General features: G+C 60.8%; 26 protein-coding genes and 2 tRNA genes. 15 read left to right on the forward strand and 13 right to left on the reverse strand.

Annotation, left to right across the window (positions count from 1 at the left end):
- The first annotated feature begins 23 nt into the window (after nt 1–23).
- Nucleotides 24–989, forward strand: a complete 966-nt coding sequence (locus HKD28_RS03530) for a tyrosine recombinase XerC (RefSeq protein ID WP_194266913.1) — start codon at nt 24–26, stop codon at nt 987–989.
- On the forward strand, nt 986–1,900 hold the full coding sequence (locus HKD28_RS03535; protein WP_194266915.1) for a retroviral-like aspartic protease family protein: 915 nt from the start codon (nt 986–988) through the stop codon (nt 1,898–1,900). The genes HKD28_RS03530 and HKD28_RS03535 overlap by 4 nt, the downstream gene beginning before the upstream one ends.
- A 15-nt stretch (nt 1,901–1,915) precedes the next feature.
- On the opposite strand, the gene HKD28_RS03540 is transcribed toward HKD28_RS03535, so the two are convergent.
- From HKD28_RS03540 to HKD28_RS03560, 5 genes are all read right to left on the reverse strand, one after another.
- A complete protein-coding gene (locus tag HKD28_RS03540; RefSeq protein ID WP_194266917.1) occupies nt 1,916–2,503 on the reverse strand; it encodes an NMCC_0638 family (lipo)protein in 588 nt (195 codons plus the stop codon).
- Nucleotides 2,504–2,694: 191 nt separating this feature from the next.
- Entirely contained in the window at nt 2,695–3,240 is a 546-nt protein-coding gene (locus HKD28_RS03545) for a hypothetical protein (RefSeq protein ID WP_194266920.1), read from the reverse strand.
- Between the two features lie 73 nt (nt 3,241–3,313).
- Nucleotides 3,314–4,588, reverse strand: a complete 1,275-nt coding sequence (locus HKD28_RS03550; RefSeq protein ID WP_194266923.1) for an ammonium transporter — start codon at nt 4,586–4,588, stop codon at nt 3,314–3,316.
- Nucleotides 4,588–4,926, reverse strand: coding sequence for a P-II family nitrogen regulator (locus tag HKD28_RS03555; protein WP_174694216.1), 339 nt, complete (start codon nt 4,924–4,926; stop codon nt 4,588–4,590). Before HKD28_RS03555 ends, HKD28_RS03550 begins: the two co-directional genes overlap by 1 nt.
- 138 nt (nt 4,927–5,064) lie before the next feature.
- Nucleotides 5,065–6,288, reverse strand: coding sequence for a mechanosensitive ion channel family protein (locus tag HKD28_RS03560; RefSeq protein WP_194261225.1), 1,224 nt, complete (start codon nt 6,286–6,288; stop codon nt 5,065–5,067).
- A 267-nt stretch (nt 6,289–6,555) separates the two neighbouring features.
- Here HKD28_RS03560 and HKD28_RS03565 point away from each other — a divergent pair, with 267 nt between their 5' ends.
- The 3 genes from HKD28_RS03565 to cysE are packed head-to-tail and all read left to right on the forward strand — an operon-like array spanning nt 6,556 to nt 9,281.
- Nucleotides 6,556–7,233 (forward strand): hypothetical protein, encoded by a 678-nt coding sequence (locus HKD28_RS03565; RefSeq protein WP_194266926.1) that lies wholly within the window; start codon nt 6,556–6,558, stop codon nt 7,231–7,233.
- Nucleotides 7,234–7,287: 54 nt separating this feature from the next.
- Complete coding sequence (locus HKD28_RS03570) at nt 7,288–8,505, forward strand: UbiH/UbiF/VisC/COQ6 family ubiquinone biosynthesis hydroxylase (RefSeq protein ID WP_194266928.1); 1,218 nt, start codon at nt 7,288–7,290, stop codon at nt 8,503–8,505.
- Nucleotides 8,502–9,281 (forward strand): serine O-acetyltransferase, encoded by a 780-nt coding sequence (cysE, locus tag HKD28_RS03575; RefSeq protein ID WP_407925762.1) that lies wholly within the window; start codon nt 8,502–8,504, stop codon nt 9,279–9,281. Before HKD28_RS03570 ends, cysE begins: the two co-directional genes overlap by 4 nt.
- 43 nt (nt 9,282–9,324) lie before the next feature.
- Here the strand turns inward: cysE and HKD28_RS03580 are convergent, their stop codons facing one another.
- Nucleotides 9,325–10,485: an aldose epimerase family protein gene (locus HKD28_RS03580; protein WP_194266931.1), complete on the reverse strand. Its 1,161-nt coding sequence runs from the start codon at nt 10,483–10,485 to the stop codon at nt 9,325–9,327.
- 316 nt (nt 10,486–10,801) lie between these two features.
- On the opposite strand from HKD28_RS03580, the gene HKD28_RS03585 reads away from it, so the two are divergent.
- Nucleotides 10,802–11,620: an MlaA family lipoprotein gene (locus HKD28_RS03585; RefSeq protein ID WP_194266934.1), complete on the forward strand. Its 819-nt coding sequence runs from the start codon at nt 10,802–10,804 to the stop codon at nt 11,618–11,620.
- Between the two features lie 10 nt (nt 11,621–11,630).
- The gene (locus HKD28_RS03590; RefSeq protein WP_194261220.1) at nt 11,631–12,224 is read left to right on the forward strand and encodes an MlaC/ttg2D family ABC transporter substrate-binding protein; all 594 of its coding nucleotides are present in this window, start codon (nt 11,631–11,633) and stop codon (nt 12,222–12,224) included.
- A gap of 48 nt (nt 12,225–12,272) precedes the next feature.
- Here the strand turns inward: HKD28_RS03590 and HKD28_RS03595 are convergent, their stop codons facing one another.
- The 4 genes from HKD28_RS03595 to HKD28_RS03610 all read right to left on the reverse strand — a co-directional run bounded on the left by HKD28_RS03595 (nt 12,273) and on the right by HKD28_RS03610 (nt 15,129).
- Entirely contained in the window at nt 12,273–12,605 is a 333-nt protein-coding gene (locus HKD28_RS03595; RefSeq protein WP_194267450.1) for a pilus assembly protein N-terminal domain-containing protein, read from the reverse strand.
- 122 nt (nt 12,606–12,727) lie between these two features.
- A complete protein-coding gene (locus tag HKD28_RS03600; RefSeq protein ID WP_194261219.1) occupies nt 12,728–13,225 on the reverse strand; it encodes a GNAT family N-acetyltransferase in 498 nt (165 codons plus the stop codon).
- Between the two features lie 75 nt (nt 13,226–13,300).
- Nucleotides 13,301–14,980 carry an energy-dependent translational throttle protein EttA gene (gene ettA / locus HKD28_RS03605; RefSeq protein ID WP_141350458.1) on the reverse strand — a complete coding sequence of 560 codons (1,680 nt, stop codon included), beginning with the start codon at nt 14,978–14,980 and terminating at the stop codon, nt 13,301–13,303.
- 75 nt (nt 14,981–15,055) lie between these two features.
- A tRNA-Ile gene (locus HKD28_RS03610) sits at nt 15,056–15,129 on the reverse strand.
- Between the two features lie 218 nt (nt 15,130–15,347).
- On the opposite strand from HKD28_RS03610, the gene HKD28_RS03615 reads away from it, so the two are divergent.
- The 4 genes from HKD28_RS03615 to HKD28_RS03630 all read left to right on the forward strand — a co-directional run bounded on the left by HKD28_RS03615 (nt 15,348) and on the right by HKD28_RS03630 (nt 20,569).
- Nucleotides 15,348–17,516, forward strand: a complete 2,169-nt coding sequence (locus tag HKD28_RS03615; RefSeq protein WP_194266936.1) for an FUSC family protein — start codon at nt 15,348–15,350, stop codon at nt 17,514–17,516.
- A 146-nt stretch (nt 17,517–17,662) separates the two neighbouring features.
- A complete protein-coding gene (gene adhS / locus HKD28_RS03620) occupies nt 17,663–18,064 on the forward strand; it encodes an alcohol dehydrogenase subunit III (protein WP_062030014.1) in 402 nt (133 codons plus the stop codon).
- Nucleotides 18,065–18,237: 173 nt separating this feature from the next.
- Complete coding sequence (gene ppa / locus HKD28_RS03625) at nt 18,238–18,759, forward strand: inorganic diphosphatase (RefSeq protein WP_194266939.1); 522 nt, start codon at nt 18,238–18,240, stop codon at nt 18,757–18,759.
- A 223-nt stretch (nt 18,760–18,982) separates the two neighbouring features.
- Nucleotides 18,983–20,569, forward strand: coding sequence for a carbohydrate porin (locus HKD28_RS03630; protein WP_194266942.1), 1,587 nt, complete (start codon nt 18,983–18,985; stop codon nt 20,567–20,569).
- A gap of 174 nt (nt 20,570–20,743) precedes the next feature.
- Here the strand turns inward: HKD28_RS03630 and HKD28_RS03635 are convergent.
- Nucleotides 20,744–20,818: transfer RNA gene (locus HKD28_RS03635), tRNA-Gly, on the reverse strand.
- Between the two features lie 171 nt (nt 20,819–20,989).
- Here HKD28_RS03635 and HKD28_RS03640 point away from each other — a divergent pair.
- Genes HKD28_RS03640 through HKD28_RS03650 form a run of 3 tightly spaced genes read left to right on the forward strand, consistent with a single transcriptional unit; the run spans nt 20,990 to nt 22,822 of the window.
- Nucleotides 20,990–21,949 (forward strand): thioredoxin family protein, encoded by a 960-nt coding sequence (locus HKD28_RS03640; RefSeq protein WP_194266945.1) that lies wholly within the window; start codon nt 20,990–20,992, stop codon nt 21,947–21,949.
- Between the two features lie 4 nt (nt 21,950–21,953).
- On the forward strand, nt 21,954–22,640 hold the full coding sequence (locus HKD28_RS03645) for an LON peptidase substrate-binding domain-containing protein (protein ID WP_194261216.1): 687 nt from the start codon (nt 21,954–21,956) through the stop codon (nt 22,638–22,640).
- A 2-nt stretch (nt 22,641–22,642) separates the two neighbouring features.
- Complete coding sequence (locus HKD28_RS03650; RefSeq protein WP_194261215.1) at nt 22,643–22,822, forward strand: Trm112 family protein; 180 nt, start codon at nt 22,643–22,645, stop codon at nt 22,820–22,822.
- Nucleotides 22,823–22,824: 2 nt separating this feature from the next.
- Here HKD28_RS03650 and HKD28_RS03655 read toward each other — a convergent pair whose 3' ends face one another.
- Together HKD28_RS03655 and HKD28_RS03660 are read right to left on the reverse strand one after the other, a co-directional pair.
- The gene (locus HKD28_RS03655) at nt 22,825–24,393 is read right to left on the reverse strand and encodes a globin-coupled sensor protein (protein WP_194266948.1); all 1,569 of its coding nucleotides are present in this window, start codon (nt 24,391–24,393) and stop codon (nt 22,825–22,827) included.
- Nucleotides 24,394–24,493: 100 nt separating this feature from the next.
- Nucleotides 24,494–24,970, reverse strand: a complete 477-nt coding sequence (locus HKD28_RS03660; RefSeq protein ID WP_235993282.1) for a hypothetical protein — start codon at nt 24,968–24,970, stop codon at nt 24,494–24,496.
- On the opposite strand from HKD28_RS03660, the gene HKD28_RS03665 reads away from it, so the two are divergent.
- The gene (locus tag HKD28_RS03665) at nt 24,969–25,631 is read left to right on the forward strand and encodes a protein-tyrosine phosphatase family protein (RefSeq protein ID WP_194266950.1); all 663 of its coding nucleotides are present in this window, start codon (nt 24,969–24,971) and stop codon (nt 25,629–25,631) included. The genes HKD28_RS03660 and HKD28_RS03665 overlap by 2 nt on opposite strands.
- Nucleotides 25,632–25,634: the final 3 nt, after the last annotated feature.

Below are 25,634 nucleotides of genomic sequence, written 5' to 3' on the forward strand. Positions count from 1 at the left end.
AACCTCCCCCGCTACGAAATGCCATGACCGCATCCCTAATGGCGCTCGATGCCCTGCGCGACTGGACCGAGTGGCTGACGCATGAAAAGCGCTCCAGCCCGCGCACGGTCGAAGCCTATCGCCACGACATCCTTCTGGCGCTGACGTTTTTCCAGCAGCATCTGGGCGGGGAGGTCACACTGGCCGATCTGGGAAAGCTGTCCCTCGCCGACCTGCGCGCCTGGCTCGCCCATGAAACGGCCCGCAGCGAAAAACCGACCCGCCGCGCCACCAGTGCCGACTCGCGAGCACGCTCGCGGGCGCGACATGTCTCGGCCCTGCGCTCCTTCTTCCGGTATCTGGCCCTGCGGCACGATCTGTCCAATCCCGCACCATCATTGCTCGCCACGCCACGCATGAAAAAGCGCCTGCCCCGTCCGTTGGGGCAGGAAGCGGCCCTTGCCGCGGCCGATGGCATTTCTGATGACGCCGAAACCAGTCAGGCCGCCCTGCGCGACCGGGCGCTGTTCACGCTGCTCTACGGCACGGGGCTGCGGATCGGCGAGGCGTTGTCGCTCGACATCCGGGACCTGACGAATGCGGGGCAGAACATGCTGCGCGTGGTCGGCAAAGGCGGCAAGGAACGGCTCGTACCCCTACTTCCGGCGGTGATCGAGGCGCTCGAAAGCTGGAAAGCGGCCCATCCTTCCCCCGCGCCGGATGCGCCGCTGTTCTGCGGCGTGCGGGGCGGGCGGCTCAATCCTGGTGTGGCCCAGCGCGCCATGCGGAACTGGCGCAAGGGCGAAGGCCTGCCCGATTCCGCAACACCCCATGCCCTGCGCCATTCCTTCGCCACGCATCTGATGGAAGGCGGGGCAGACTTGCGCACCATTCAGGAACTGATGGGCCACGCCAGCCTGTCCACGACGCAGGCCTATACGCTGGCGGACGAAAAACACCTGCTGGATGTGTGGCGCAAGGCCCATCCTCGCGCGGATCAGGAGTCATGAAACGCCTCCTGTCCGCTGCCCTGATTCTGGGTCTTTGCACGACGACCGCCCCGGCGGCCCCGGTCTGCGAGATGAGCCGCGCCGTCGTGCTGCCACTGCGCGATGATGGCGGCTATCTGAGCGTCCCGGTGACAGTGAACGGCCATGATGCCTCGATGATCGTCGATACGGGCTCCGAAGGCAGCCTCATGACTCCGAGGGGCGTCGCAGCCTTCCACCTACCGCCCGATCCCCAGCATCGGACAATGATGCAGGGCCCGAACGGTGCCCCGCGTGTCGTGCCGAACGTCCGGATACAGGATTTGAAACTCGGCACACCCCGTTCGGGAGAACTCGCGCTCGGGGCCGGAACGATGGCGGTTGGCGCTCTCCCCGGCTCTCCCATGATCACGCCGCCCGTTTTCGGGCTGCTCGGCGCGGATGTGCTGGCGGATTACGATCTGGAATTCGACGTCCCGCACCAGCGCCTGACATTATGGCGCGCCCGTCTGGGCTCCCATGTCTGCCAGCCCCCGCCTGTCTGGAGCGGTCACTGGACGAGCGTCCCTGTCCGCCGGATCTCAGGCCGCCTGACAGTGCCTTTCACGCTGGATGGATTGAGCGGAACGGCCCTTCTGGACAGCGGCGCACGCTCGCATATCGTCAGCACGGATTTCGCCCATCGCCTTGGCCTGACGGACGAGCAGCTCGCCCTTGATCCCGGCGGCATGACCTCGGGCGTGGATCTGCACGAACGCGCGTATCACTGGCACCATTTCAAACGCTTCGAACTGGGCGGTACCGTCTGGACCCGTCCCGTCCTGACCGTCGCCCCGGTCCACGATCAGGCCGACATGCTGCTGGGCTCCGACTGGTTCGCCCATCACGACATCTGGCTGTCCTACGCCAGTGGACAGTTGTTCTTTCGATAGTTTCTGCCGACGATATTAAGAGCCATTACCAGCTGGCGCAGAAGATCGCGCTGGCGGGTCTGAACTCTCGGGAGGCAAGGTCGATGTCAGAATAACTTCTGCCACAGGCCCGGAAATTCCATGAGCCGTGATGGAAAGCTGAAGATGCACAGCACCTTGTTCATAGGCAAAAATTTTCTGAGCCGCACCACGCTGCGGATCCTGCTGCTGCAGGAGAAGGTTGAGCGTGGCATGGCGGGCCAGAAGCTGATCCCGCAATTCCGTTTGAACGTTCGCGACGTTTCCCTGCCGCATCACGACCTGACAATACCCTTTGTCGAGCGACACAAGAGCCATCTGTCCATAGACCGTACTGGCCACATAAACACGTCCCTGATTGCCGTGCAGAAACCCCTCCCGCGTCGGGGGCGGTCCTTCAGGAAGGTGATAGCGTGCAGCCCATTCCCGCAAACCGGAAGGGTTACCCGTAAAGGAAAGACAGCTCTGACCAAATAGACCCACAGCATTCGCCGCCCCCAAATCGCGGGCTGAGGCCGGAACGCAGAACAGAAGAGCGACAAGAACGGAGGTCGGCCCGATTATTCCGCAAAATCTTAATGTCATGGTCCCTCTTTCTTTCCTTCACCACTGACCGACATGTTACACTCCGAAACTGTTCACCAGAAACCCGGAAAACCTTGCGGAAATTCCATAAATCAGCTGGGCATGCCTTGAACTGACCCTCAGAAATAAAAAAAAGCTCCTCCCGCAAAGGAGGAGCTTTCAGGCCGATAAGGCTCGACTAAGGTGTCAGATCATTCGCCCTTGAGGCGGGAATTGCACTGCGACCAGTAGCCGCCGCCTTTCTGGATCCATTTCAGCGACCCATTGCCGCCATTCGCCTTATTGGCGTTGTACTGGGCGACGCAGGTCTTCTGGCGGGCGCGGCCGGCGGAGAGTTTGCTGAACTCGGGGGAAATGGCGGTCGGGAACACGACATTACCCGAGGACGCAACGGCAGCCTTCGGAGCGATCGGGGCTTTCGTACCAGCCGGAGACGAGTCCGCAGGGGCGGCGCTTGCAGGAGCGGCTGGGGCCGTCGTGGTCGGAGCCGTTGTCGGGGCAGCAGCGGCAGGCGTTGTGCTGGCTGCAGCAGCCGGAGCAGCGGTCTTGGCCGTATCGCCACAGGAAGCGGCCTTGAATGCCTTGTAGGACTGGCCGTTCAGGGAGCCGTTCTGCTTGGCCGTCTTGAACGCGGCATGGCATTCCTTGGCGGTCAGGGCGTGCGCAGGTGCAACGCTCAGACCTGCGGCCAGCAGGGCGGCGAGGGAGAGGCCGGAAAAGGCTTTTGTAAACGTCATGCAGAAAGAACCTTCATTCTGAAATCGGCGGGAGATAAAAGCCCCCCGCAGCTTGAGCGTCAGAGAAGCGCGATCAGTTGATGCGCTCACCGTGCAGAACCATGTCGAGACCTTCACGCTCTTCGTCCGGCGACACCCTCAGGCCCATCGCCAGATCCAGAACCTTCAGAATCACGGTTGTCATGATAACACACCAGACAATCGTCACCCCTACGGCCTCGGCCTGCGCGATGACCTGATGGACACTAGCAACCGTTCCAGCCGGGTTGGACGCCGTGGCCGAGAGCGGACCATAGGCAAACGCACCCGTCAGAATGGCGCCGATGATGCCGCCCGTGCCATGAACGCCGAACGCATCGAGGCTGTCATCGTAGCCAAAACGATGCTTGAGCCATGTGGCGCTCCAGAAGCATCCCGCCCCGGCAATCAGGCCGATGACGACCGCACTTCCCGGTAGTACGAAACCCGCCGCAGGGGTGATGGCGACCAGACCGGCCACCGCGCCCGAAATGATGCCCAGAGCCGTCGGCTTGCCCGTCCGCGCCCATTCGACAACCATCCACGCCACACCACCCGCAGCCGCCGCGACCTGCGTCGTCAGCATCGCCATACCCGCACGGCCATTGGCGCCCAGAGCAGACCCGGCATTGAAGCCGAACCAGCCCACCCAGAGCAGGGACGCGCCGATAATGGCGTAGGTCAGATTAAAGGGCGAAAAATCTTCATGCCCCAGCCCCTTGCGACGCCCAAGAATGATGGCACAGACCAGACCGGCCACACCGGAATTGATGTGCACGACCGTCCCGCCCGCAAAGTCCACCGCACCAAGCCCCGCGACCCAGCCGGTCGGGCTCCACACCCAGTGCGCGACCGGGGCATAAACGAGCAGAAGCCACGCCACGCTAAACAGGCACATGGCGGAGAACTTCATACGATCCGCATAGCCGCCCGTAATCAGCGCCGGGGTGATGACGGCAAACGTCATTTGGAACATCATGAAGACGCTCTCGGGGATCGTCATCGTCACGGCGGCGGGGGTTCCGGCGCCCAGCGTGAAGGCGGAATCGACGCCTGCGCGGAAATTATCCGCCACGCCATGCAGCATGACGCGCGACAGATCCCCGATCCACGGCGAGCCGGTCGAGAACGCAAGGCTATAGCCCGCGACCATCCAGACGAGGCTGGCAATGCAGCAGATCATGAAAGACTGGATCAGCGTCGCCAGCACGTTTTTCTTGCGAACCATGCCGCCATAGAACAGCGCCAGACCGGGAATGGTCATCATCAGCACGAAAGCCGTACTGACGAGCATCCAGGCCGTATCGCCCGTATCGATGGGCGCGCGCATCAGAGCGCGCCCTCGCCGGTTTCTCCCGTACGGATACGGATGAGCTGGTCGAGGCTGGAGACCATGATCTTGCCGTCACCGATCTTGCCGGTACGGGCTGCGGTCATGATGGCTTCGATCACGTCCTCAACGATCGCGTTGGAAACGGCGACCTCGATCTTGAGCTTGGGCAGGAAGCTGACGTGATACTCGGCGCCACGATAGATTTCGGTCTGGCCTTTCTGGCGACCGAAACCTTTGACTTCGGTAACTGTCAGACCCTGAACACCCAGCGGGGTCAGGGCTTCGCGGACGTCATCAAGCTTGAAGGGTTTGATGATGGCAGTAACGAGCTTCACGAACGGCATATCCTCGTTGCGATCGGGTAATCTTTGTCAGAGTATGCCTCAGATCATGCCAGTCTCATAATGATATTGGCAGCCTGATCATGCCGTTCGTGTTGAAATTCCCATGACGCGTTGCCTGAACGCTTCGCCTCAGGCACGTCCCGGCATTGCGGCGGGTGGCGAGCCCGGCATATCGGGGCCGCGATAGGGACCATCCTGCGGCCGGTTGACCGGCGGGGCGACCAGAGCATCCGGCCAGGCGTTCTGATCCGGCGCACCCGAGACGATGGCCGTGCGACCACGCGGCAGACATTCCGGCATTTCCAGACGCAGGCGACGCAACATGCGCTCGCGGATGTCGCAGGCCAGATTCCACATCGAGTCCGCATCGGGTGCCCCTGCGATCAAACGGATGGACATGACCTGCGCATTGCTGTCCGCGATCTGACAACCGATGGAGGTCTTGTCCTGATCCCAGTCCGGACATTTGGCCAGTTCCTCGAAATACATCTCCCGCAGGCGATCAACCGGCGTCTGGTAGTCCAGCCACAGGAACAGCGAGGCGATCAGGGACGGCGAACTGTGCGTCCAGTTCTGGAATGGATTTTCAAGGAAATACGAGATCGGCACGATATAGCGGCGGCGATCCCACGTCCGCAGAACAACATAGGTCGCGTTGATTTCCTCCACCCACGCCCAGTCTCCGTTGAGGATCAGCATGTCTTCCATGCGGATGGGCTGGGTGACGGCAATCTGGATGCCCGCGATCAGATTCGTCAGGGCCGGACGGGCCGACAGACCGACGATCAGGGATGCCGCACCAGCAGACGCAAACAGCGACACGCCGAATTTCTGCACCGAGTGAAACACCATCAACGAGGACGCGACCGTCAGCACACCGAAAGAAATCTCGATCAGACGGCGCAGAACTCGGATCTGCGTCTGGTGCGAGCGGACCGAGATATCATCCATATGCTCCTTGGCGCTGATTCGCGTCAGATACTGATCCGTCAGCAGGCGGAACGTCCGGATGATGCCAAAGCCAAGATTGAGAATGAAAAGGCAAATGAAGACCTGTTCCAGAAACGAGGTCGTTGCATCCGTAAAGCCGATCGTGGCCTGAAGGGCGGCACTGGCGGCAATGATCATCAGACCATTGCGGATAGGCGCCCGCAGCCGCGCAATAATGGCATGAATGAACTGGACACGTCGCAGCCCCGGCAGCCGCGGGAGGGCATCCGTAATGATGCGGCTGGACAGCAGCGCGATACCCGCCGCGAACACCAGAATCAGAATCGAGCCCAGCGGAGCCGGAAGCCAGTCCAGCAGATGCCCGATCCGTCTGATGGACCTGACGTAAGAGTTTTCAATCATGCGTTCTGCGGTTCCTTATCTTCTTGCTGTCTGGCGCGGGTCTCCGCAAGACAACATCATCCGCCGCAGATCGTTCCCGAATCGCGTACGCGGATTGAAATCATTCAGGAGCGTGGCTGTCGAATTCCCTTCGGTGAAAGCACAGAAGCCTCACATGGAGGACCACAACACCCATTTTTCACATGAAGAAGACAGTTTGACTATGGACCACAGATCCGTTTTCAGTCTGTCTTGAACGCTATAGTTCAGAAATTCAAGGATGCCTCCATGGGGTACAATCTAGAGATTACGCGTAACCCCATCTGGTCTGGCAGACCCGGCAAACCCCTGTTGCTGGAAGAGTGGTTCGACGTCATCCAGAAGGATGACGAACTCCAGTTCGCCGTATCGAGCCAGCCAAAAAAATATCCGACAAAGGACGCGGAATGGCTCAATCATCCCACCGCCTCCAAAAAGCCGGAAGACACATTGTTCTACTGGGCAGGAAACGCCATCAGCTGCAAATATCCCGATGAACCGCAGATGGCTAAAATGGTCCAGATCAGCCGTCGCCTCAAAGCCGTTGTCGTTGGCGACAATGGCGAACGCTACGATCTGGATCCGAACGGCAAGGTCGTGGTCGACGAGAAAGCGCCTGCGGACCTTCCGCGACCCATGGTTTACGGCGCAGGGGCGCGGTCCTGCGCGGATTTCACACAGGCCATCACCGACGCGGCATCCCCCAAAAGCGTCATATTCTACAACTGGTATCTCGGGGTAGTAACGGCCGTTAACGGCGCCCGCCACCAGGACGGAAGGAGCGTTATGACACTTGATCTAAACGCCGAAGTGGTGCGCGAGGATCAAACCTTTCTCGCCCAATACTGCCGGGAACACCCCGAACGCAGTTTCCATCAGGCTGCCCTCACGCTGCTTCAGATGCGTCTCGCCCGCTGCCCCCCATAAGGAAAGCGCCCCCTTCCGCTCAAACCCTCGCAGGAGTAGGACAGGGGCAGGGAGATGAGTACGATGAAAAAAACCCATTACGACCTCTGCATCAACGGCGCCGGCCCTGTGGGCGCTACGCTGGCGTGTCGTCTGGCGGCAGAGGGCGTGCGCGTCCTGCTCATCGACCGCAATGCCCTGCCCGGCATGGAAGATCCTGCTCTGGACGGGCGGGCCTATGCCATCGCGGAAGGCTCCCGCCGGATGCTCGCGGACGCAGGCATCTGGGACAATCTGCCCAACGTAGCCCAGCCGATCCACGAAATCCGTGTTGCGGACGGACGCCCGCATGAGGCCCCCTCCCCGCTGACATTGCATTTTGGCCCGGAAGACGCCCCCGAAGGCCAAAGCTTCGGCTGGATGGTCGAAGCGCGGGACCTGCGGCTTGCGATCAACCAGACGCTGAAGCAGTACGACACGCTTGATGTGCAGGCGCCGGATCTGGGAACCTTCACGTTCCATCCGGATCATGTCTCCATCCGTCTGGCCTCAGGCAACACCGTGACGGCAAAACTGGCCGTCGCTGCGGAAGGACGCCGTTCCCCGCTGCGTCGTCAGGCACGGATCGGCCTGACCAAGATTCCGTATAACGAGTACGGTATCGTCGCGACGATCGCGCATGAAAAGCCGCATCATGGCGTGGCGCTCGAACATTTCCTGCCGGAAGGTCCGTTCGCACGCCTGCCCATGCCCGGCACCGCCGAACATCCGCACCGTTCCGCCATCGTCTGGGCCGAAGGCGAAGGCCGCGCCCAGCGCTTCCACGATTTGCCGAACGAGATTTTCGCCCGCGAAATCAAGGCCCGCATGGCGGACGAGGATCTGGGCGAGATCACCCCGACCGGCCGTCGCTGGATCTATCCGCTCTCGGCACAGTATGCCCACAGCTATATCGGTCCGCGCCTCGCTCTGGCCGGTGACGCCGCGCACGGCATCCATCCGATCGCAGGGCAAGGCCTGAATATCGGGTTCCGGGACGTGATCTCGCTCGCAGACCTGCTGATCGAGGCACATCGCAATCGCAAGGACATGGGCAGCCGCGAGCTTCTCGTCCGGTATCAGCGCAACACGCGCCCCGGCAACATGGCAATGCTGGCCGCCACGGACGCGCTCGAACGCCTATTCGGCAACGACAATCCGGTCCTGCGCCGCCTGCGCGATATCGGCATCGCGAGCGTCCAGCGTTTCCCCGCCCTGCGCCGGGCCTTCGTCCGAAAGGCCATGGGCGTATGACGGAAGCCATCATCGAAACGCCCTTCGAAAGAACATCGGACCTCACAGCCTTCTGGCACGACATGCAGTCGCAGGCCTGCAGTTGCCATGACCCGCTGATTCAGGACGTGTTTTCCACCAATATCGGAGACCATCCGGATTTTGCATCCGCACTGGCCTCCCTGCTGGGCACAAAACTTGCGGACCGCTCCATCCCGGCCACGACGATCACCCGTCTCGTCGCCTCGATCCTAAGTGCCGATCCCGATATCGCCGAAGCAGCGGCAGCAGACATTCTCGCGACCTATGACCGCGACCCGGCCTGCCCGGACCTCGTCACGCCCTTCCTGTTCTTCAAGGGATGGCAGGCGCTTCAGGCCTACCGGATCTCGCATCATCTCTGGACGAAGGGCCGTCAGCATCTGGCCCATCATTTCCAGAGCCGGATCAACGAGCTTTTCGCCATCGATATTCACCCCGCGGCCCGTCTGGGGCGACGGCTGAGCATCGACCACGGCACGGGGATCGTCATTGGCGAAACCTGCATCGTCGAAGATGACGTCTCGCTGTTTCAGGATGTCACGCTGGGCGGCACGGGCAAGCTGAGCGGCAACCGTCACCCCATCGTGCGGCGCGGTGCCATGATCGGCGCTGGAGCCAGAATCCTCGGGCGTCTCGTGATCGGAGAATATGCCAGGATCGGCGCGGCTTCGGTGGTGCTTGAAGATATCCCGGCCTATTCCACCGCCGTCGGCAATCCGGCACGGATCGTGGGCACCACACCCCGCCCGGCATAAAGCATTCAGGGTCCGGAGCCTGCGCCCCGGACCCCGAAGTCTTTTACTTGTTCGAGAACTTGAAAATCGTCGTGTAATCGAACGTCTGGCCCGGCTTGAGTTCAGTCGTCGGGAAAGACGGATGGTTCGGGCTGTCGGGGTAATGCTCAGCCTCGAACGCAATCGCGTCGCCCTGACGATAGGCATGACCGGACACCCCGGCATAACCGCCATCCAGCGAGTTGGACGTATAAACCTGAAGCCCCGGCTGGTTCGTCAGGATTTCCATGCTGCGGCCCGAACGCGGATCATAGACCTTGCCCGCCAGACGCGGCGCCTGACCGGACGGCCCGTTGACGACCCAGTTCATGTCATAACCACGCGCATACATCATCTGCTGGTCGTTGCTGCGCAGACGATCGCCGATGACGGTCGGCTTGCTGAAATCGAGCGGCGTCCCGGCGACAGGCGCAATCTGGCCGGTCGGGATGGATGTGCTGTCGGTCGGCGTGAAGCCATCCGCGTTGATCTGAAGGATTTCCGGCTCGATGGAGCCCGAACCTTCACCGTTCAGATTCCAGTAGCTGTGATTCGTCAGGTTCAGAACCGTCGGCGCATCGGTCGTGGCGACATAGTGCAGCAACAGGGCGTTGTCCGTACCCAGCGTATAGGTCACATGCGTCGTCAGCTTGCCGGGAAAGCCCTGATCGCCGTCCGGGCTGACCAGCTTGAGCGTCACATACGCGCCATTGTCGTTGGTGCCGGTCTTCTCGATCGTCCAGACGTTCTTGTCGAAGCCCTTCTTACCGCCATGCAGGGCATTCGGCGGAGCCGTCACATCCGTATGGTAAATCTTGCCGTCCACGGGAAAGCTGCCGCCTGCCAGACGATTTGCGTAACGACCGATGATGGCGCCGAAGAACAGACCGCCCTTCGCGCTATCAACCGTGTAGCCCTTCAGATTGTCGAACCCGAGAACCACGTCCTGAATATGCCCTTCGCGATCCGGTGTCTCGACGGACTGAATGATGCCGCCATAGGTGATGATGCGGGCCGTGGTGCCGAGACCGTTCTTCAGGGTCACGATCCGCACGGGCTTGCCATCCGGCGTGTTGCCCCAGGGCTGATTGGCCACGGTAGGGTGTGCCTGCGCCACACCGGCACTCAGAGCCAGAGCTGCGACAGTGGCGAGAAACGTACCCTTCGAGCCGAAGAATCTGGACATTGGAAACCTCCCGGGTGTTGAGTTGAGGCCACACTGATCCCAAAAATCCCGAAGGGTCAAAGCCCGGAAAGCAGCCAGAAAGCATCTGGATCGTTAAAGCATCTGGCCTCTTCAAACGCGCAGCATTTGCAGACATACAGGGATGCACGCTATCGGAGGATACGTTATGACTACGCCCCTCCGCAGTTTTCCGCGACGGATGGCGCGTGGCCGATCGGGGTTCATGGAGTCCTTCAGGGAACGGATTACGAAAATTTCCGTTTTCCGGTGACTTCTTCGTGAGCACTGGGCCGGGAAGGGTATTTTGGGGATGGTTATGGACTTTCGGCAGGACGACAACGCAATCCGGGAGACGCGCTCACGCCGTGTGTCACGTCGCAGCAGAGCTCTTGCAGGTACGCTCGCCCTGCTGGCACTGGGCGCCTGTGGCTCACTCCGCCAGCCGCCCCCGACAGATCCGGATGATCTCGCGGATTACAAGGCCGCAAACGATCCCTACGAGCCCCTGAACCGCAAGATGTACAACGTCCAGATGTGGGCCTATCACAAGGTCCTGCGTCCGGTCGGCAAGGCATGGATCTGGGCCATTCCCAAGCCCGTGCGTCACTCCATTGCGAACATCAACGAAACCTGGCGCGAGCCTGCGGTCTTCTTTTCCGACGTTGGTGCAGGCAAGCCGCGCCGCGCGGGCGATGCCTTCATGCGCTTTGCAATCAACATGAGCGCAGGCGTTGGTGGTTTCTTCGATGTCGCAGGACTTGTCGGCTACAACCAGCATGAAACCGATCCGGGCCTGACAATGGGCACCTGGGGTGTGGAGAGCGGGCCTTACCTGTTCATCCCGTTCGTCGGTCCGTCCAATTTCCGTGATGGTGCCGGTTACGGCATCGGCCAGGGCCTGACGCCGATCAACTATGTGCCGCGCGGCTATGATCTGCTAACTTTCAACTGGGCTTATAACGTGGCCGGAACCATGGAAGGCTATGCCAGCTCCATCGACCAGATCGACCATGTCGAACAGGACAGTCTGGACCCGTACTCCTATATCCGGAGTGCATGGCAGCAGAACCGCCAGAGCCAGATCGACACGATCAAGAACGACGACCGCGCCACGACCCCCGACTGGTACAACTGAGGACAACGACATGTTCAACGTATTTTCGCGCCGCACCATTCTCGGGGCCGTTGTCTCCCTCGCCGTCGCCACCGGAGCTGCACACGCCAACCCGGCGACGGACTTCGTAAACTCTTTCGGGGGCCGTCTGGCAGGCGTGGTCAACTCCAAGGAGCCGCTTGAGCAGAAGAAGAAGGAAGTTCTTCCCCTGCTCAAGGAGAATGTCGATATCGCCGGGATTGGCCGCTACTGCCTCGGCAAATACTGGCGGACCGCAACGCAGGCCCAGCGTGACAAGTACCTCTCCCTGTTCGATCAGGTCTTGGTCAACACCATCACGGACCAGATCGGCAGCTATCAGGGCGTGAGCTTCCGCGTTACATCCACGACGACCACGCCCGAAGGCGAACGCGTCAACGCGCTGATCGACCGTCCGGGCCAACCGGAAGTCAACATGCAGCTGGTCATCGGCGGTAACCCGCCCAAGGTCATGGACATGTATGGCGAAGGTGCCAGCCTGCGCATGAACCAGCGCGGCGACTACAGCTCCTATCTCGCGCGCCATAACGGTGACGTCGATGCCCTGAATGCCGCTCTCGAACGACAGCTCTCAGCCCACAAGTAAGACATAAGGCAGGGCCGCCCGACACGGGGCCGGTCCTGCCGGTGCGGCTCAGCGCACGAGGCGCTGCACCGTGACATGATAACGATAGATCGTATCCCGACCTGTAAACAGGACGTCTGTCCGCCCTTCCCGTCGTCCCATGATTTCCGCGACCTGATGGGACACGAGATTGATACTCAGAATATCCGGAAGCGGCGTCGAGGCTGACTGAACGTTTGGGGGAAGCGCCACAATCTCGCTCGCACCCGCCTGAAGCGTGATGGTCCGGTCCATGATATGCACGCCATTGACCACGCTCTCAACGGGCTTTGAGATCTCGGCAGAGGCCTGAGAAGCAAAAATCAGGACGACAAGTCCCAGACCTCGTGTGCAGACATTCATAAATCTCACGACAAAACTCCTGCCCCAATTGTAACAAAATTTTTCGATTTGTTATGGATAGGCAGGAGCATCTGAAAACACAACGGCCGCTTTGGCCGTCCGGAAAAATCGGTGCAGGTTTGTCAGTCCGCCGTAATTTCGTAGAGAAACATCGTATCGCCATCGCGGTCGAAAGTGGCCGTATGACGCAGTCCCAGACTGCCGAGCACTGTGCGAGACGCCAGATTGTCTTCCCTAGCCACGGCCACGATGCGCTTCTCGCCCGTATCCAGCACATAGCGCAGGGCCGCAGCCGCGGCTTCGCGGGCAATGCCGCGCCCGGCAGCCCACGGAAAAATGGAAAATCTCAGGCCCAGACCACGGCCATCAGGGCGCTCGTGAACGCCGGTAATGCCGACGAAGCGGCCATTTTCGCGAATGGCAAAAATTCCCACACCGCACCGTGCCCAGAAACTGACGTCTTCCGCCATTTCCTGTTCGGTCATGGTCCGGTTGCGTACGCCGCCCAACATTTTGGCGAAGGCACCGGCATCGCCCTTGAGCTTGATCATGTCTTCAAGATCCGGCCAGTTGACCGGAGTCAGGACAAGACGGGCGGTTCGGATTTCACGCCCCAGCACGCAGCTCTCCCCAGACCATCAGCAGAAACCTTCAGCGGACAGGGGTGTCCCGTCCACTGAAGGGAAAACGCCGGATCAGCGGGCCAGCGGACGATACTTGATGCGACCCGGCTCGGTCGCATCCGGACCCAGACGACGGCGCTTGTCGGCTTCGTAGTCCTGGAAGTTGCCCTCGAACCACTCGACATGGCTGTCACCCTCGAACGCGAGGATATGCGTGGCCAGACGGTCAAGGAACCAGCGATCATGGGTGATGATCACGGCGCAACCGGCGAATTCCGCCAGAGCGTCTTCCAGAGCACGCAGCGTATCGACGTCAAGATCGTTGGTCGGTTCGTCGAGCAGGATGACGTTACTGTCCTGCTTGAGCATCTTCGCGAGATGAACACGGTTGCGCTCACCACCCGACAGAATGCCCACGCGCTTCTGCTGGTCCGCACCCTTGAAGTTGAACGCCCCCACATAGGCCCGCGACGGCACCGTGCGCTTGCCAAGCTGGATGACGTCCGTACCGCCGGAAATTTCTTCCCAGACCGTCTTGTTGTCATCGAGCGTGTTGCGGGACTGATCGACGTATCCCAGCTTCACCGTCTCGCCGATCTTGAGCGACCCGCCATCCGGCGCATCATCGCCCGTGATCATTTTGAACAGCGTGGACTTACCCGCACCGTTCGGTCCGATCACGCCCACGATGCCGCCCGGCGGCAGCTTGAAGCTGAGATTGTCGATCAGAAGACGATCGCCAAAGCCCTTGCTGAGATTTTCGGCTTCAATAACCGTGCCACCCAGACGCGGGCCCGGCGTAATCACGATATCCGCCGTGCCGCCTGCCTTTTCAGCATTGGCGGCCAGCATTTCCTCATACTTCGTGATACGCGCCTTGCTCTTGGCCTGACGGGCCTTGGGCGAGCTGGAAATCCATTCCTGCTCGGCAGCAAGAGCGCGCTGGCGGGAGCTTTCTTCCTTCTCTTCCTGCGCCAGACGCTTGCGCTTCTGAACGAGCCAGGAGGAGTAATTGCCTTCGAACGGATAGCCACGGCCACGCTCGAGTTCGAGAATCCAGTTTGTGACGTTGTCGAGGAAGTAACGGTCATGGGTGATGACCATGACGGTGCCCTGATAGTCCCGCAGCGTCTTTTCGAGCCAGCTCACGCTTTCGGCGTCGAGATGGTTGGTCGGTTCGTCAAGCAGCAGGATGTCGGGCTTTTCGAGCAGCAAGCGGCACAGCGCCACGCGGCGGCGTTCACCACCCGAAAGCTTCGTGACCGGACTGTCGGCGGGCGGGCAACGCAGTGCATCAAGCGCGATTTCCAGCTTGCGGTCCAGTTCCCAGCCATCGCCAGCGTCGATCTTTTCCTGAAGATCAGCCTGCTCGGCGAGCAGCGCAGTCATTTCGTCGTCCGACATCGGCTCGGCGAACTTCATCGAAATTTCGTTGAAGCGGTCCACGGCCTTTTTCAGGTCCCCGAAGCCCTGCGCGACGTTCTCGCCGACCGTCATGCTCTCGTCGAGCTTGGGCTCCTGTTCGAGATAGCCGATGCGGACGCCCTCGGCGGCCCAGGCCTCGCCGCCATATTCCTTTTCAATGCCCGCCATGACCTTGAGCAGCGTGGACTTACCCGCGCCGTTCACACCCAGCACACCGATCTTGACGCCCGGCAGGAAGGACAGCGTGATGCCCTTGAAGACTTCGCGCCCACCCGGATAGGCCTTCGTAAGGTCCTTCATGACATAGACGTACTGGTAGGCGGCCATGGGAGGTCTCCTCAATCGGTGGATGGGCGGGGAAAAGCGGAACATCTGTCCCGCGAAAATCAGATCGGCACACCGTGCGCCCGGAGGGACTCGAACCCCCAACCAAGCCGTTATGAGCGGCCGGCTCTAACCAATTGAGCTACAGGCGCGCGGGTGCAGTCCGCAATCGCCCAACTCGGGTCTTTTTGCAAGGGCTGACATGGTGGAATGTGTCTTTTTAAGTTAGTGTGTCACGCCTTCCCGTTCCCTAAAGGCCGTTCAGGCGACCTTTGCTGCCGTTGCGAGATGGCCTCACTGGTCCGTATTGCCCGAAGGGATGTCCGATGCCTGCAAATATCGCGAAAATACCCAGTAGTACTCCGCAGACATGATACAGGCCGGGCCGGTCGCGCTTATCCGCAAACTGCGCTGGCTCTACGCTCCCGATCCGGTCATGGCCGGATATGCGCTCCGGACGACGTTCACCTCGCTGCTCGCACTCGGAATCGCGCTGCGGATGGAACTTGGCAGCCCGCAATGGGCCGCGCTGACCGTCTGGATGGTCGCACAGGGCACACGCGGACGCAGCCTCGCGAAAGCCAAATGGCATCTGTTCGGCATGGTGGTGGGCGTCATCAGCGGCATTATTCTGGTTGCGTCCTTTCCGCAGTCGCCGCTGATGTTCATTCTCCTGCTGGCAGGCGGAATCGGCGCGTTCTGCATGATCGGCACCTTCATGCCTGGCCCGGCGTCCATGACGAACTACCGCATCCACGGTATGCGGGCCTCGGGCTTCACTTACGCCATCGTCTCGCTCGACGGCATCGCGGACCCGCACCACATCTTCGCCATCGCCATGGCGCGCGCCACCTACATTCTGCTGGGCATCGTGCTGGAAGCCTCGATTTCCGGACTGTTCCAGCTCGGTCTGACCAAACGCACGCGCCATCAACTCGCCAGCACGTTCGAAGACACGCTCAAACCCGCCCTGACCGCCATCGCGGACATTCTGATCGGCAAGGAAGGGGCAATGCAGAACGTGCAAGGTATCTTCACCCAGATCACGACGCTCGGCGATCAGGTGGAGTTCGCGGAAGTCGAGCTTGGCCGGCGCGACCATGCCGGAGACCATGCCCGCGCGGCGCTGGCGGATATTGCGGTCCTTCTCGCCCGCGCCCTCGATCTGGCGACCCTCATGCGCCTGCCACTCAGTCAGGACGACATGTTCCATCAGGAAGCCGAAGCCATCCGGGACGTGTTTCTCAAACTCCCCGCCCGACTGGAAGGGACGGAGAATATGAGCGCCATTCTGGCCGATCTGCTAACCCTGCGCCGTCAGTGCCGCCAGAAGGTGGTGATCGATTTCAACACCGCCCAGCCGGACGATGCCGCGCGCGAAGCCGTCCTTCGCCACGGCATGCTTCAGCAGGCCCTCGTCGAACTGATCGACGCACTCCGCATGGCGTTAAGCCAGTTCGAGGCCAGCCGACACCCCAAAGCGCACGACCATTTCCATGCGCCAATCCGCTCCTACCGCGACTGGCAGCAGGCCATTACCAACAGCCTGCGCTCCTCCGTCACGGTCTTCGGAGCAGGCCTGATCTGGATCTGCACCGCCTGGCCCAGCGGACTGACCTTCATCATGTTCGTCTGCATCGTGTGCAGCCTGTTCTCAACTCTGGAACGCCCGGCACTGGCCACGCAGGCCTTCCTGCGCGGAGCCTGCTGCGCGGTCGTCGCGGCGGGCATCCTGAATCTGGCCCTGATGGGCAAATCGACGACGTTTGAAATGCTGGGCATGTGGTCGGGCCTTGCCATGATGATCGGTGGACTGGCCTTTGCCTACCCGCCCCTGACCCTCCCGGCCGTGTCGTACAACCTCTTCCTGCCCATTCTGATCGGCCCGTCCAATCAAGCCAAAACCGACGAAATCACCTATTTCAACACGGCCCTGCCGCTCGTTCTGGGCCTGCTCTACGCCTCGTGGATGTATCGCGTTTTTCTGCCCTACGACCCCGCCCATCAACGCTGGACCATGCGCGAAAACATCCTGCGTGACCTGCATCGCATCGCGGATGGTAGCACCCGCGAAACAGTGGACAGCGTGGTCTCGCGCAATGTGGACCGCTTCGTGCGGCTCATGACCAATTCGGGCTCAACCCCCTCGCCCGTTATTCAGGCCTATCTGACGGGAATTCTGTCGGGCATGCGTGTCATGCTCAATCTTCTGCGTCTTCAGGCCATTCGCCGCGATACGCGGCTTGTCGGGGATGCCAGCAAGGCGCTTTCCCTCGTCATGGGGCGCATGAGCCATTTCAGCGGACGCTATCACGGACATTACGGCCGTACTCTGCGGGCAACAAAGCTCGCGATCCTGCATCTGCGGACATGCGAGCGCAACGAGTCCCGCCCCCGCGAGCGCTTCATCCTGATCGCCGCCCTGACCAGTCTGGACGTCATCGCCACGGAACTGGACACAAACCGCGTTTTCTTCGACGCGAACAGCCCGTATCTCGACCCGTCCGTCCGCTCCGAGGAACTGGAATCGACTGGCTGACACAATTCTCACGAACCGATCACGAAGAAATGTTCTGAAACACACTTCCCTTTTCCGGGAAACGGGGGAATTGTTCGTTTTCAGCCGCGGGATACCGCGGACGACAGGTTTAAGACCTACTGGGTTTCAGAACTAAGGATACCGTGATGTTTCGTCGTATCGTGCCCGTCCTCGGCCTCGCCCTCGGGCTCGGTCTGGCTTCCCAGGCCGCCATGGCACAGGAACAGTCCCCCCCGCCCCCGCCAGCCGTTCAGGGCACGCCGAGCAAGGACTTCACGGGCGTTTCGCCCGCCAACCTCGCTGGCATCATGAACTACTGCGTCGAACAGCAGTATGTGTCCTATGACGAAGGCAACCCGGTTCTTTACGGGCTGAGCGAGAAGTACAAGGCAACCGAACAGACGGTCGGCAATTTCGACTACGCGCTCGGCACCGCCGGTTACTTCGACAGCAACGGCAAGCGCTTCTATCTCGTGGCCTACACGAACGAAGACGACCGCCGCGCAGCCTGTCACGCCGCCGTCAAGGCCGCACAGCCGATGCTCTGAGCCCTGCCCGCAGGACCCGGATTTCGCAAAAACTCCCCTGCCCTACGGCACGGGGAGTTTTTTTATGCCCACTTCCCGCCGCCAGACCCGACTTCACCCCTTTCCGCTCTGGGCAGGGGCCACAGGCGCCGGTAATATCCCCGCCTCTCCAAACAGTTCAGGACATGAACATCATGGACGTTTCCAAGATCTCGCCCGGCAAAGACCTGCCCAACGACATCAACGTCGTCATCGAAATCCCGCAGGGATCGCAGGTGAAGTACGAAGTGGACAAGGACAGCGGCGCCCTCGTCGTTGACCGTTTCCTCTTCACGCCGATGGCCTATCCGGCTGCCTACGGCTTCATTCCGGGCACGCTGGCCGCCGATGGCGATCCGGCTGACGCCCTTGTCCTGACGCCGTCCGCCGTCGTGCCGGGTGCCGTGATCCGTGCGCGCCCGATCGGCATGCTGAAGATGGAAGACGAAAGCGGCCAGGACGAAAAGATCATCTGCGTCCCGCACGACAAGGTCCACCCGCAGTTCACGAACGTCCATTCCGTGGACGACCTGCCGGAAATCACGAAGAAGGCGATCACGCATTTCTTCGAGCGCTACAAGGATCTGGAACCCAACAAGTGGGTCAAGGTCACGGGCTGGGCTGACAAGGCCGCCGCAGGCGAAGTGATCATGGCTTCGGTCGAAGCCGCCAAGTAAGCCCCCGGCTTCCGTCGGAGGAACGCCCATAGCGTGCTCCCGACGGACACCCTGATGGGTACGCTTTCAAAACCCCCTGCTTCCCCCGGAGGCAGGGGGTTTTTGTTCGATATCACATATATTTGTGGGAATTTATGATATAAGTAACATTATATTATGTTCTTTACCGGTAAATATATGTTACCTCCGAGATGCTAACCTGCTTTTCCAAGGAATCAGCGGATTGTCTCGAGTTCATCTCCACGCAGCGTTCTGCCTGGCCACAATTCTTCCGTCCTGCGTCATGGCCCAGAGTGCTGGGACCCAGAACACCTCAGGGACCTCCTCAACACCCAGCACGGGATCCGCTTCAGACCGGACGCTCTCGACCTTTCAGGCCTATAGCCCGGACGCAAAAGTCACACAGATCAAGGTCACAGCCCCGCAGCAGGGAATTCCGCCCGTCATCTGGCCGTCCGAAAACTCGGAACTCCCCAGCGAACGCGTCAATACGCCTCTGAACCAGATCTATTTCGGCAATGAATGGGTTCCTCCCCTTCCAAAACCCGAAGCTCTTCTGACGAACCCGTTCGGCTGGAATACCTGGCTGCGCGATCGCGGCATCGCGTTAACGATGGACACCACCAACGAGTTTTCCGGCGCCATCACCAGCCCGACACCGGGCTATGGTCTGAAACAGGGCAGCAGCAACGCTGGCCAGTACAGCCTTGAGAACGATATCGACTGGGAAAAGCTCGCCAATGTCCGCGGCTTCTCAACCCATGCACTTGTCGTGGGCCGGTACGGTATCCCCGGCAGCCGCATGTTTGGCGATAACCTCAACCCCAGCTCCGAAATCTACGGCGCAGGCGGCAACGTGGTCGTCCATCTCGTCTATGCCTATGCCGAAGAGACAATCGCCAAGGGCCGCGTGGACCTTGCGGCCGGTCGTATCCCGTTCCTGAACGATTTCTCGTCCAATCCGCTGTATTGCACCTTCCAGAACAATGCGTTCTGCGGAAACCCGAAAGCATCGTCAGACAACACGACCCATTCGTCCTACCCGGATGCGGGCTGGGCTTTCCGCGCCCGGACCCGGCCAACCGTCAGCACCTACATCCAGACCGGCGTTTATTTCGCGCAGGCCGGAATTTACGGCAACGTGCAATACCGTACGGGCTTCAAGTTCAATGGCGGTGACATCCACGGCGAGGCAATCCCCGTTGAAGCCGGCTGGGAACCGCTGTTCGGCAAGGACAAGCTCCCCGGCCACTACAAGGTTGGCTACGCCATCGACAACGCGCCCCACAAAGACAACTACTATGACATGAACGGACAACCCTATGTCATCAGCGGCCTGCCCGCCCGGACAGTGAACTATTCATGGTCTGCCTGGGTTCTGGCTGATCAGATGGTGCTGCGCCATCATGTCAAGGGCAATGCCGATGCTGGCCTGATCCTGCTGGGCGGTATGTACGCCAACAGCCCGCGCACCCAGCTTCGTGGCCAGCAATATTTCGCGGGCCTGATCGATACCGGATTCTGGGCCTCACGCCCGCTGGATACGATCGGTATCAACTTCTCCTATGTCCGCGTTTCCAAGAACGCGACCGCAACGGAACGGCTTCAGGCCCTGTACGGTGTGCCGCTCATGGCAGGCTCCCTGACGCCCCAGACATTTGGCGAAGTTCTGGAAGCCACATACCGCATCCATGTGATGCGCGGCGTCACCTTCGCGCCTGACTTCCAGTACTATTTCCGTCCGGGCGCACAGAAAGCCCTCAAGGACGCCGCAATGCTTGGCTTCAAAAGCCACATCCAGTTCTTCTAAGCCCCTGTCCGGGAAGGACGCCCTCACAGGCGCCTTTCCGGATAAACCGCCTGCTCTCGCAGCGTTTTTTTCAGACCATCCTGAGTTTCGAACAGTGTTCGAAAATGCAGCGGAAATTCCCCGCCCGCACCGCGGAAGGGACTGGTTGATCACTTCAATATGCTGGATTTTTTCTGGAGCGGGCGATGGGATTCGAACCCACGACCCCAACCTTGGCAAGGTTGTGCTCTACCCCTGAGCTACACCCGCACTCCGTGGAGGGGCTTATGGCCGAATCAGCAGAACCGCGCAAGAGGGATTTTTCGATTCTGATGCAATATCTGCTTCCCTCCCCCTCCGACAGGGTGTGGACTTGCACCACAGGCACACACATCCGATCTTTCAGGGAAATTGTTTTCCCAACGAACGGTCCCCGCCCCCATGAGCAGCACATTCGACGAACACCTGATCGGCCAATCCCCCAAAACACCCCCGGCAGGCGCAGGCGCAACCGCCACCATCATCGACGCCGATCAGTCCAGCTTCATGGCGGACGTGGTGGACGCCAGCAGCACGATTCCGGTTCTGGTCGATTTCTGGGCGCCGTGGTGTGGCCCATGTAGACAGCTGACGCCCGTTCTGGAAAAAATCGTCCGCGCGGCCGGAGGGCGGGTCAAACTCGTCAAGGTGGACGTGGAAGCCAACAAGGCCCTCGCCGCACAGCTCGAACAACTCGGCCTGCCGCTTCAATCCATTCCCGTCGTCGTGGCTTTCTGGAAAGGGCAGGTGCTGGACCTTTTTCAGGGTGCCCAGCCGGAAAGCGAAATCCGCCGCTTTGTGGAGTCCCTGCTCAAACTGGCCGGAGATGTCATGCCCGCCACGGAAATTCTGACAGCCGCCCGTCAGGCGCTGTCAGATGGCCATGCGGATCAGGCGGCCGGTCTGTTCTCGCAGCTTCTGGAAGCGGAGCCGGAAAGTCCCGAAGGCTGGGGCGGCATGATCCGCGCGCTGATTGCCCTGAACGAGCCGGAAGCCGCCGAAGATGCCTCCTCGCAGGTTCCGACCAAACTGGACACCCATCCTGAAATCACAGGCGCCCGCGCCGCGCTGGCGTTGCATGTAGAAGGCACCAAAGCCGCCTCGGAACTCGACACGCTACGTCAGCAGAGCGCCGCAGAACCCGATAATTTCGATCTGCGCATCAAACTGGCCGCCGCCCTTAATGGAGCCGGTCAGCGGGCACAGGCCGCCGATACACTGCTGGACATTCTCCGTACCGACCGGGACTGGAACGACGGCGCAGCGAAAACAGAGCTTCTGCGCTTTTTTGAGGCGTGGGGACATACGGATCCTGATACGCTGGCCGCAAGACGCAAACTCTCTTCCCTTCTGTTCTCGTGAGCCGATGACCGAAACCCCCGATCTCCCGCCTGACGACGTATCGAACGAGCCCGCCCGACGCGCTCCGCCTCTGACGGAACTGACGCTGGCCGATATTCCGCCCCGCGTCGGCTTGTTTCCGTTGTCAGGCGCGTTGCTGCTGCCCGGCGGCCATTTGCCCCTGTTGGTCTTTGAAGCGCCCTATGTGGCGCTGCTGGAAGATGCGTTGGCCGGACGCAGGATGATCGGCGTCATCCAACCCCTCATGGACCCCGATACGGACGAGCACCCCCTCCTCTACCGGACCGGAACGCTGGGCCGCATCACGGAATTTGCCGAACATACGGATGGCACCTTCACCGTCACCCTGCTCGGAATTTCCCGCTTCCGCCTGATCCGTGAAACCCCGACCGAGCACGGATGGCGCGAAGGCATCATTGATGCCACCCCATTCGCCGCCGATCTGGTCGAAGAAGATCCGATGCCGATCAATCGCGATCTGCTGCTGGAGGGTCTGAAAACCTATCTCGAATCCCGCGATCTTCAGGCAAGCTGGCCGCTGATCGAGGATATGGACGATGAGACGCTACTGGTTGTCCTGCCGATGCTCGTACCGTTCACACCGGTGGAAAAGCAGTCTCTGCTGGAAGCCATGACACTGGACGAACGCGCCGGGCTCTTGCTGGATCTGCTTGAGAGGGGCATGGAATAGTCATGACGACTGAACTTGATCCCCGCCTCCTCTCCCTTCTGGTCTGTCCTCTGACCAAGGGGCCGCTGACCTATGACCGCGAGACCCAGGAGCTGATCAGCCCCCGGGCCAAGCTCGCCTTCCCGATCCGGGATGGGATTCCGGTCATGCTGGCTGACGAAGCCCGTTCGATCGAGACCTGAAGTCAGGCTTTTTCCCGGATGCCGTTCTGGGACGGCATTTTTGGCGCGGAGGGTAGTCCTCCTCGTTGTGACGGGCGGGACTGGGCTTTGCGGACCTTGAAGTTCCGCACGACGCGCGTCAGCTCCCCGGCGTCGCCCACCAGTTTCTGGCTGGCGCTGCTGGTCTGATGGACGATCGCGGCGTTGCTCTTGGTCACGCCCTCAAGCTGCGTTGTGCTGGCGTTGATATCCATGATGCGCTGGGCCTGCGCTTCAGCGCCCGAGGCAATCTGCCCCACAGCCGTTCCCAGACGCTCAACCGACGTGCTGATGTTGCCGAGGGCCGTACCGGTTTCGTCGACCATCTGCACACCACGCTGCACATCCTGCATACTGCTGGCGATCAGTGACTTGATTTCCTTGGCGGCCGTGGCGGAGCGCTGCGCCAGCGCCCGGATTTCCTGCGCGACGACGGCAAAACCACGCCCTGCATCCCCGGCATGGGCGGCTTCCACACCCGCATTGAGCGCCAGAAGATTGGTCTGGAACGCGATTTCGTCGATGACGCCGATGATCTGGACGATCCGGTTGGAGGACGACGAAATCTTGGCCATCGCCTCGACGGTCTTGCCGACAATTTCACGGCCCTGTTCGGTTTCCTGACAGCAATCGGCCACGGTCGTATCGGCCTGACGGGCTTCGTCGGCCACCGCCTTCACCGAAGACGTCAGTTCCGCGATGTTACGCGCGACAGCCGCCAATGCATCGACCTGCTCGGCGATACGGCCGGTGATGTCTTCCGTAGAGCCACTGATTTCGCGGGCTCTCTGTTCCACGGCCCCCGAGGTCTCGCGAACGGCATGAACAATCCGTCCGAGCCCTTCGCAGGCGCGATGAAACGCACCGCCCATCCGGCTTGAGCCGTTTTCCAAAGACGGATCGATCTGCTGGACCAGATCACCACCTGCCATGCGATCCAGTGCATCGGCCAGCGCGTCCGACAGGGCTGCGAGGCTCTGAATGCGCTCGTTTTCCGCCCGCGACCGTTCCTGCACGTCCAGATTCTGGGTGTAGGTTTCCAGCCCGAGTTCCATATCGAGGAGGCCGCAGCGGATCAGAAGCCCGATCTGGGAAGCCGCTTCCTCAGCGGAGGTTCCTTTGGCCGGCCGGCGCAGAAGACGATCCAGAACGCTGCGGCGCGGCTGGGGCCAGTGCTGGCGGAGCAGTTCCGTCACCATGCCTTCGATCAGAAGGGCATAACCGCCGACATACCATTGGGGTTTGAGGCCGATCCGGGCATGCGTGTTCCCGATCGCACGCGTACTCGCGACATAATCGGCGCCGAATTCGCCCTGGAGGATCTGCTTCCAGTGCTTTTCCTGCTGGCTGCGGGCGCCATTGCGGTGCTGCTCGCTGGAAAAAAACTTGTTCAGGGCCGGAGTTTTGAGAATCCGGCCATAAAAATGGTCCAGCGCAGATCCCAGAACGCTCAGGGCCTGTGGGCGGATTCTGGCCAGATGGGCTTTCTCAGCCGCGCCGATGCCAAGAAAAAGCAGTCGTTCGGCAATATCTGCCTTGACCTGCTCAGTCATAATCGGAGTCTCCAGAGCGTGGATTTGGCGCATGTTCAAGCCAAAGCCCCTAACACGCCAAGTGTTACGCAATCATGAAGAAACCCCGACAGATCTCCGGTCAGTTGGGCGTATTGTTTTTACCGTAAGACACTTCGGTATCCGGCGTTGCCGGATGCGGTGCGATATCGACGCTGCCACCCTGGCCGCCGAAGGACATGCCGCCAGAGGATGGCCCGCTGTCGGTCTCATGGGAGGACGGCGCAGGACTTTCCGCACCCGGCGGCATAGGCATGACCGGAGCGTCATCGGAATAGGACACGCCGCTTCCCTGACGGTGACGGGCGCTGCCATGGGCATGCGATCCGTGACCCGGGCCTGCACCTGGCGGCGGAAGGGGGGCCATGTCCGGGGATGGCCCGCTGAGCATGGAGCCGCAGCCTGTCATGGCAAGAAACGACAGCATAAAGAGGGAAGAGACGAAACGCATGACAGGCAATATAGCACTTTTCAGCGGTTGACGCATCCCTTTGCGGGATGGGACACAGCGCGTTCCCGCCGCGATCAGCGGCCTGTCCAGCAAGGATGTATTTACCATGTTCGAAGGCCGGATCACGACCCCTGCCACACGGCGGCGCGCCTGGTGGGACAGTCTGTTCGTGGACCATTCCATCTTCCGGCTCGGTTGGACCAATCTCGCCCCCGTCGTGCCGGGCAAGGTCTGGCGCTGCAACCATCCGACGCCCGCGCGGCTGCGGAGCCTGAAGCGGCGATTGCATCTGAAGACGCTCGTGAACCTGCGTGGACATCGCAAATGCGGCTCCGATGCGCTGTCACGCGGGGCTAGCGCAAAACTGGAGCTGACGCATCTCGACATGGCATTCGAAAGCCGGGGCGCGCCGCACCGCGACCGAATCCTGCGGTTTTACGACATGTACCAGACACTGGCTTTTCCGATGCTCATGCACTGCAAATCCGGCGCGGATCGTGCGGGTTTGGCATCAGGGTTGGTGCTGATGTTCGAAGGCGGTACGGCTCAGGACGCTCTGGGGCAGTTGCACTGGCGGTTCGGACATTTCAACCGTTCCCGCACCGGGATTCTGGATGCGTTTTTCCTGCGCTATCAGAAGGAAGCCGAGGGACGTCTGCCGTTCATGGACTGGGTGCGGAACGAGTATGACGAGGACCGTCTGCGCGCCGACTTCAAGGCTGGAAAGCTGGCGTCTTTCGTCAATGACAGCATTCTGCGTCGGGAATAAAGG

Source organism: Gluconobacter cadivus (assembly GCF_015244745.1).
Classification (GTDB): Bacteria; Pseudomonadota; Alphaproteobacteria; order Acetobacterales; family Acetobacteraceae; genus Gluconobacter; species Gluconobacter cadivus.

Coding starts and splice junctions, on each gene's coding strand:
- HKD28_RS03530 (WP_194266913.1), top strand. CDS start 24: ATGACCGCATCCCTAATGGCGCTCGATGCCCTGCGCGACTGGACCGAG.
- HKD28_RS03535 (WP_194266915.1), top strand. CDS start 986: ATGAAACGCCTCCTGTCCGCTGCCCTGATTCTGGGTCTTTGCACGACG.
- HKD28_RS03540 (WP_194266917.1), bottom strand. CDS start 2,503: ATGACATTAAGATTTTGCGGAATAATCGGGCCGACCTCCGTTCTTGTC.
- HKD28_RS03545 (WP_194266920.1), bottom strand. CDS start 3,240: ATGACGTTTACAAAAGCCTTTTCCGGCCTCTCCCTCGCCGCCCTGCTG.
- HKD28_RS03550 (WP_194266923.1), bottom strand. CDS start 4,588: ATGCGCGCGCCCATCGATACGGGCGATACGGCCTGGATGCTCGTCAGT.
- HKD28_RS03560 (WP_194261225.1), bottom strand. CDS start 6,288: ATGATTGAAAACTCTTACGTCAGGTCCATCAGACGGATCGGGCATCTG.
- HKD28_RS03565 (WP_194266926.1), top strand. CDS start 6,556: ATGGGGTACAATCTAGAGATTACGCGTAACCCCATCTGGTCTGGCAGA.
- HKD28_RS03570 (WP_194266928.1), top strand. CDS start 7,288: ATGAGTACGATGAAAAAAACCCATTACGACCTCTGCATCAACGGCGCC.
- cysE (WP_407925762.1), top strand. CDS start 8,502: ATGACGGAAGCCATCATCGAAACGCCCTTCGAAAGAACATCGGACCTC.
- HKD28_RS03580 (WP_194266931.1), bottom strand. CDS start 10,485: ATGTCCAGATTCTTCGGCTCGAAGGGTACGTTTCTCGCCACTGTCGCA.
- HKD28_RS03585 (WP_194266934.1), top strand. CDS start 10,802: ATGGACTTTCGGCAGGACGACAACGCAATCCGGGAGACGCGCTCACGC.
- HKD28_RS03590 (WP_194261220.1), top strand. CDS start 11,631: ATGTTCAACGTATTTTCGCGCCGCACCATTCTCGGGGCCGTTGTCTCC.
- HKD28_RS03595 (WP_194267450.1), bottom strand. CDS start 12,605: ATGAATGTCTGCACACGAGGTCTGGGACTTGTCGTCCTGATTTTTGCT.
- ettA (WP_141350458.1), bottom strand. CDS start 14,980: ATGGCCGCCTACCAGTACGTCTATGTCATGAAGGACCTTACGAAGGCC.
- HKD28_RS03615 (WP_194266936.1), top strand. CDS start 15,348: ATGATACAGGCCGGGCCGGTCGCGCTTATCCGCAAACTGCGCTGGCTC.
- adhS (WP_062030014.1), top strand. CDS start 17,663: ATGTTTCGTCGTATCGTGCCCGTCCTCGGCCTCGCCCTCGGGCTCGGT.
- ppa (WP_194266939.1), top strand. CDS start 18,238: ATGGACGTTTCCAAGATCTCGCCCGGCAAAGACCTGCCCAACGACATC.
- HKD28_RS03640 (WP_194266945.1), top strand. CDS start 20,990: ATGAGCAGCACATTCGACGAACACCTGATCGGCCAATCCCCCAAAACA.
- HKD28_RS03645 (WP_194261216.1), top strand. CDS start 21,954: ATGACCGAAACCCCCGATCTCCCGCCTGACGACGTATCGAACGAGCCC.
- HKD28_RS03650 (WP_194261215.1), top strand. CDS start 22,643: ATGACGACTGAACTTGATCCCCGCCTCCTCTCCCTTCTGGTCTGTCCT.
- HKD28_RS03655 (WP_194266948.1), bottom strand. CDS start 24,393: ATGACTGAGCAGGTCAAGGCAGATATTGCCGAACGACTGCTTTTTCTT.
- HKD28_RS03665 (WP_194266950.1), top strand. CDS start 24,969: ATGTTCGAAGGCCGGATCACGACCCCTGCCACACGGCGGCGCGCCTGG.
- HKD28_RS03660 (WP_235993282.1), bottom strand. CDS start 24,970: ATGGTAAATACATCCTTGCTGGACAGGCCGCTGATCGCGGCGGGAACG.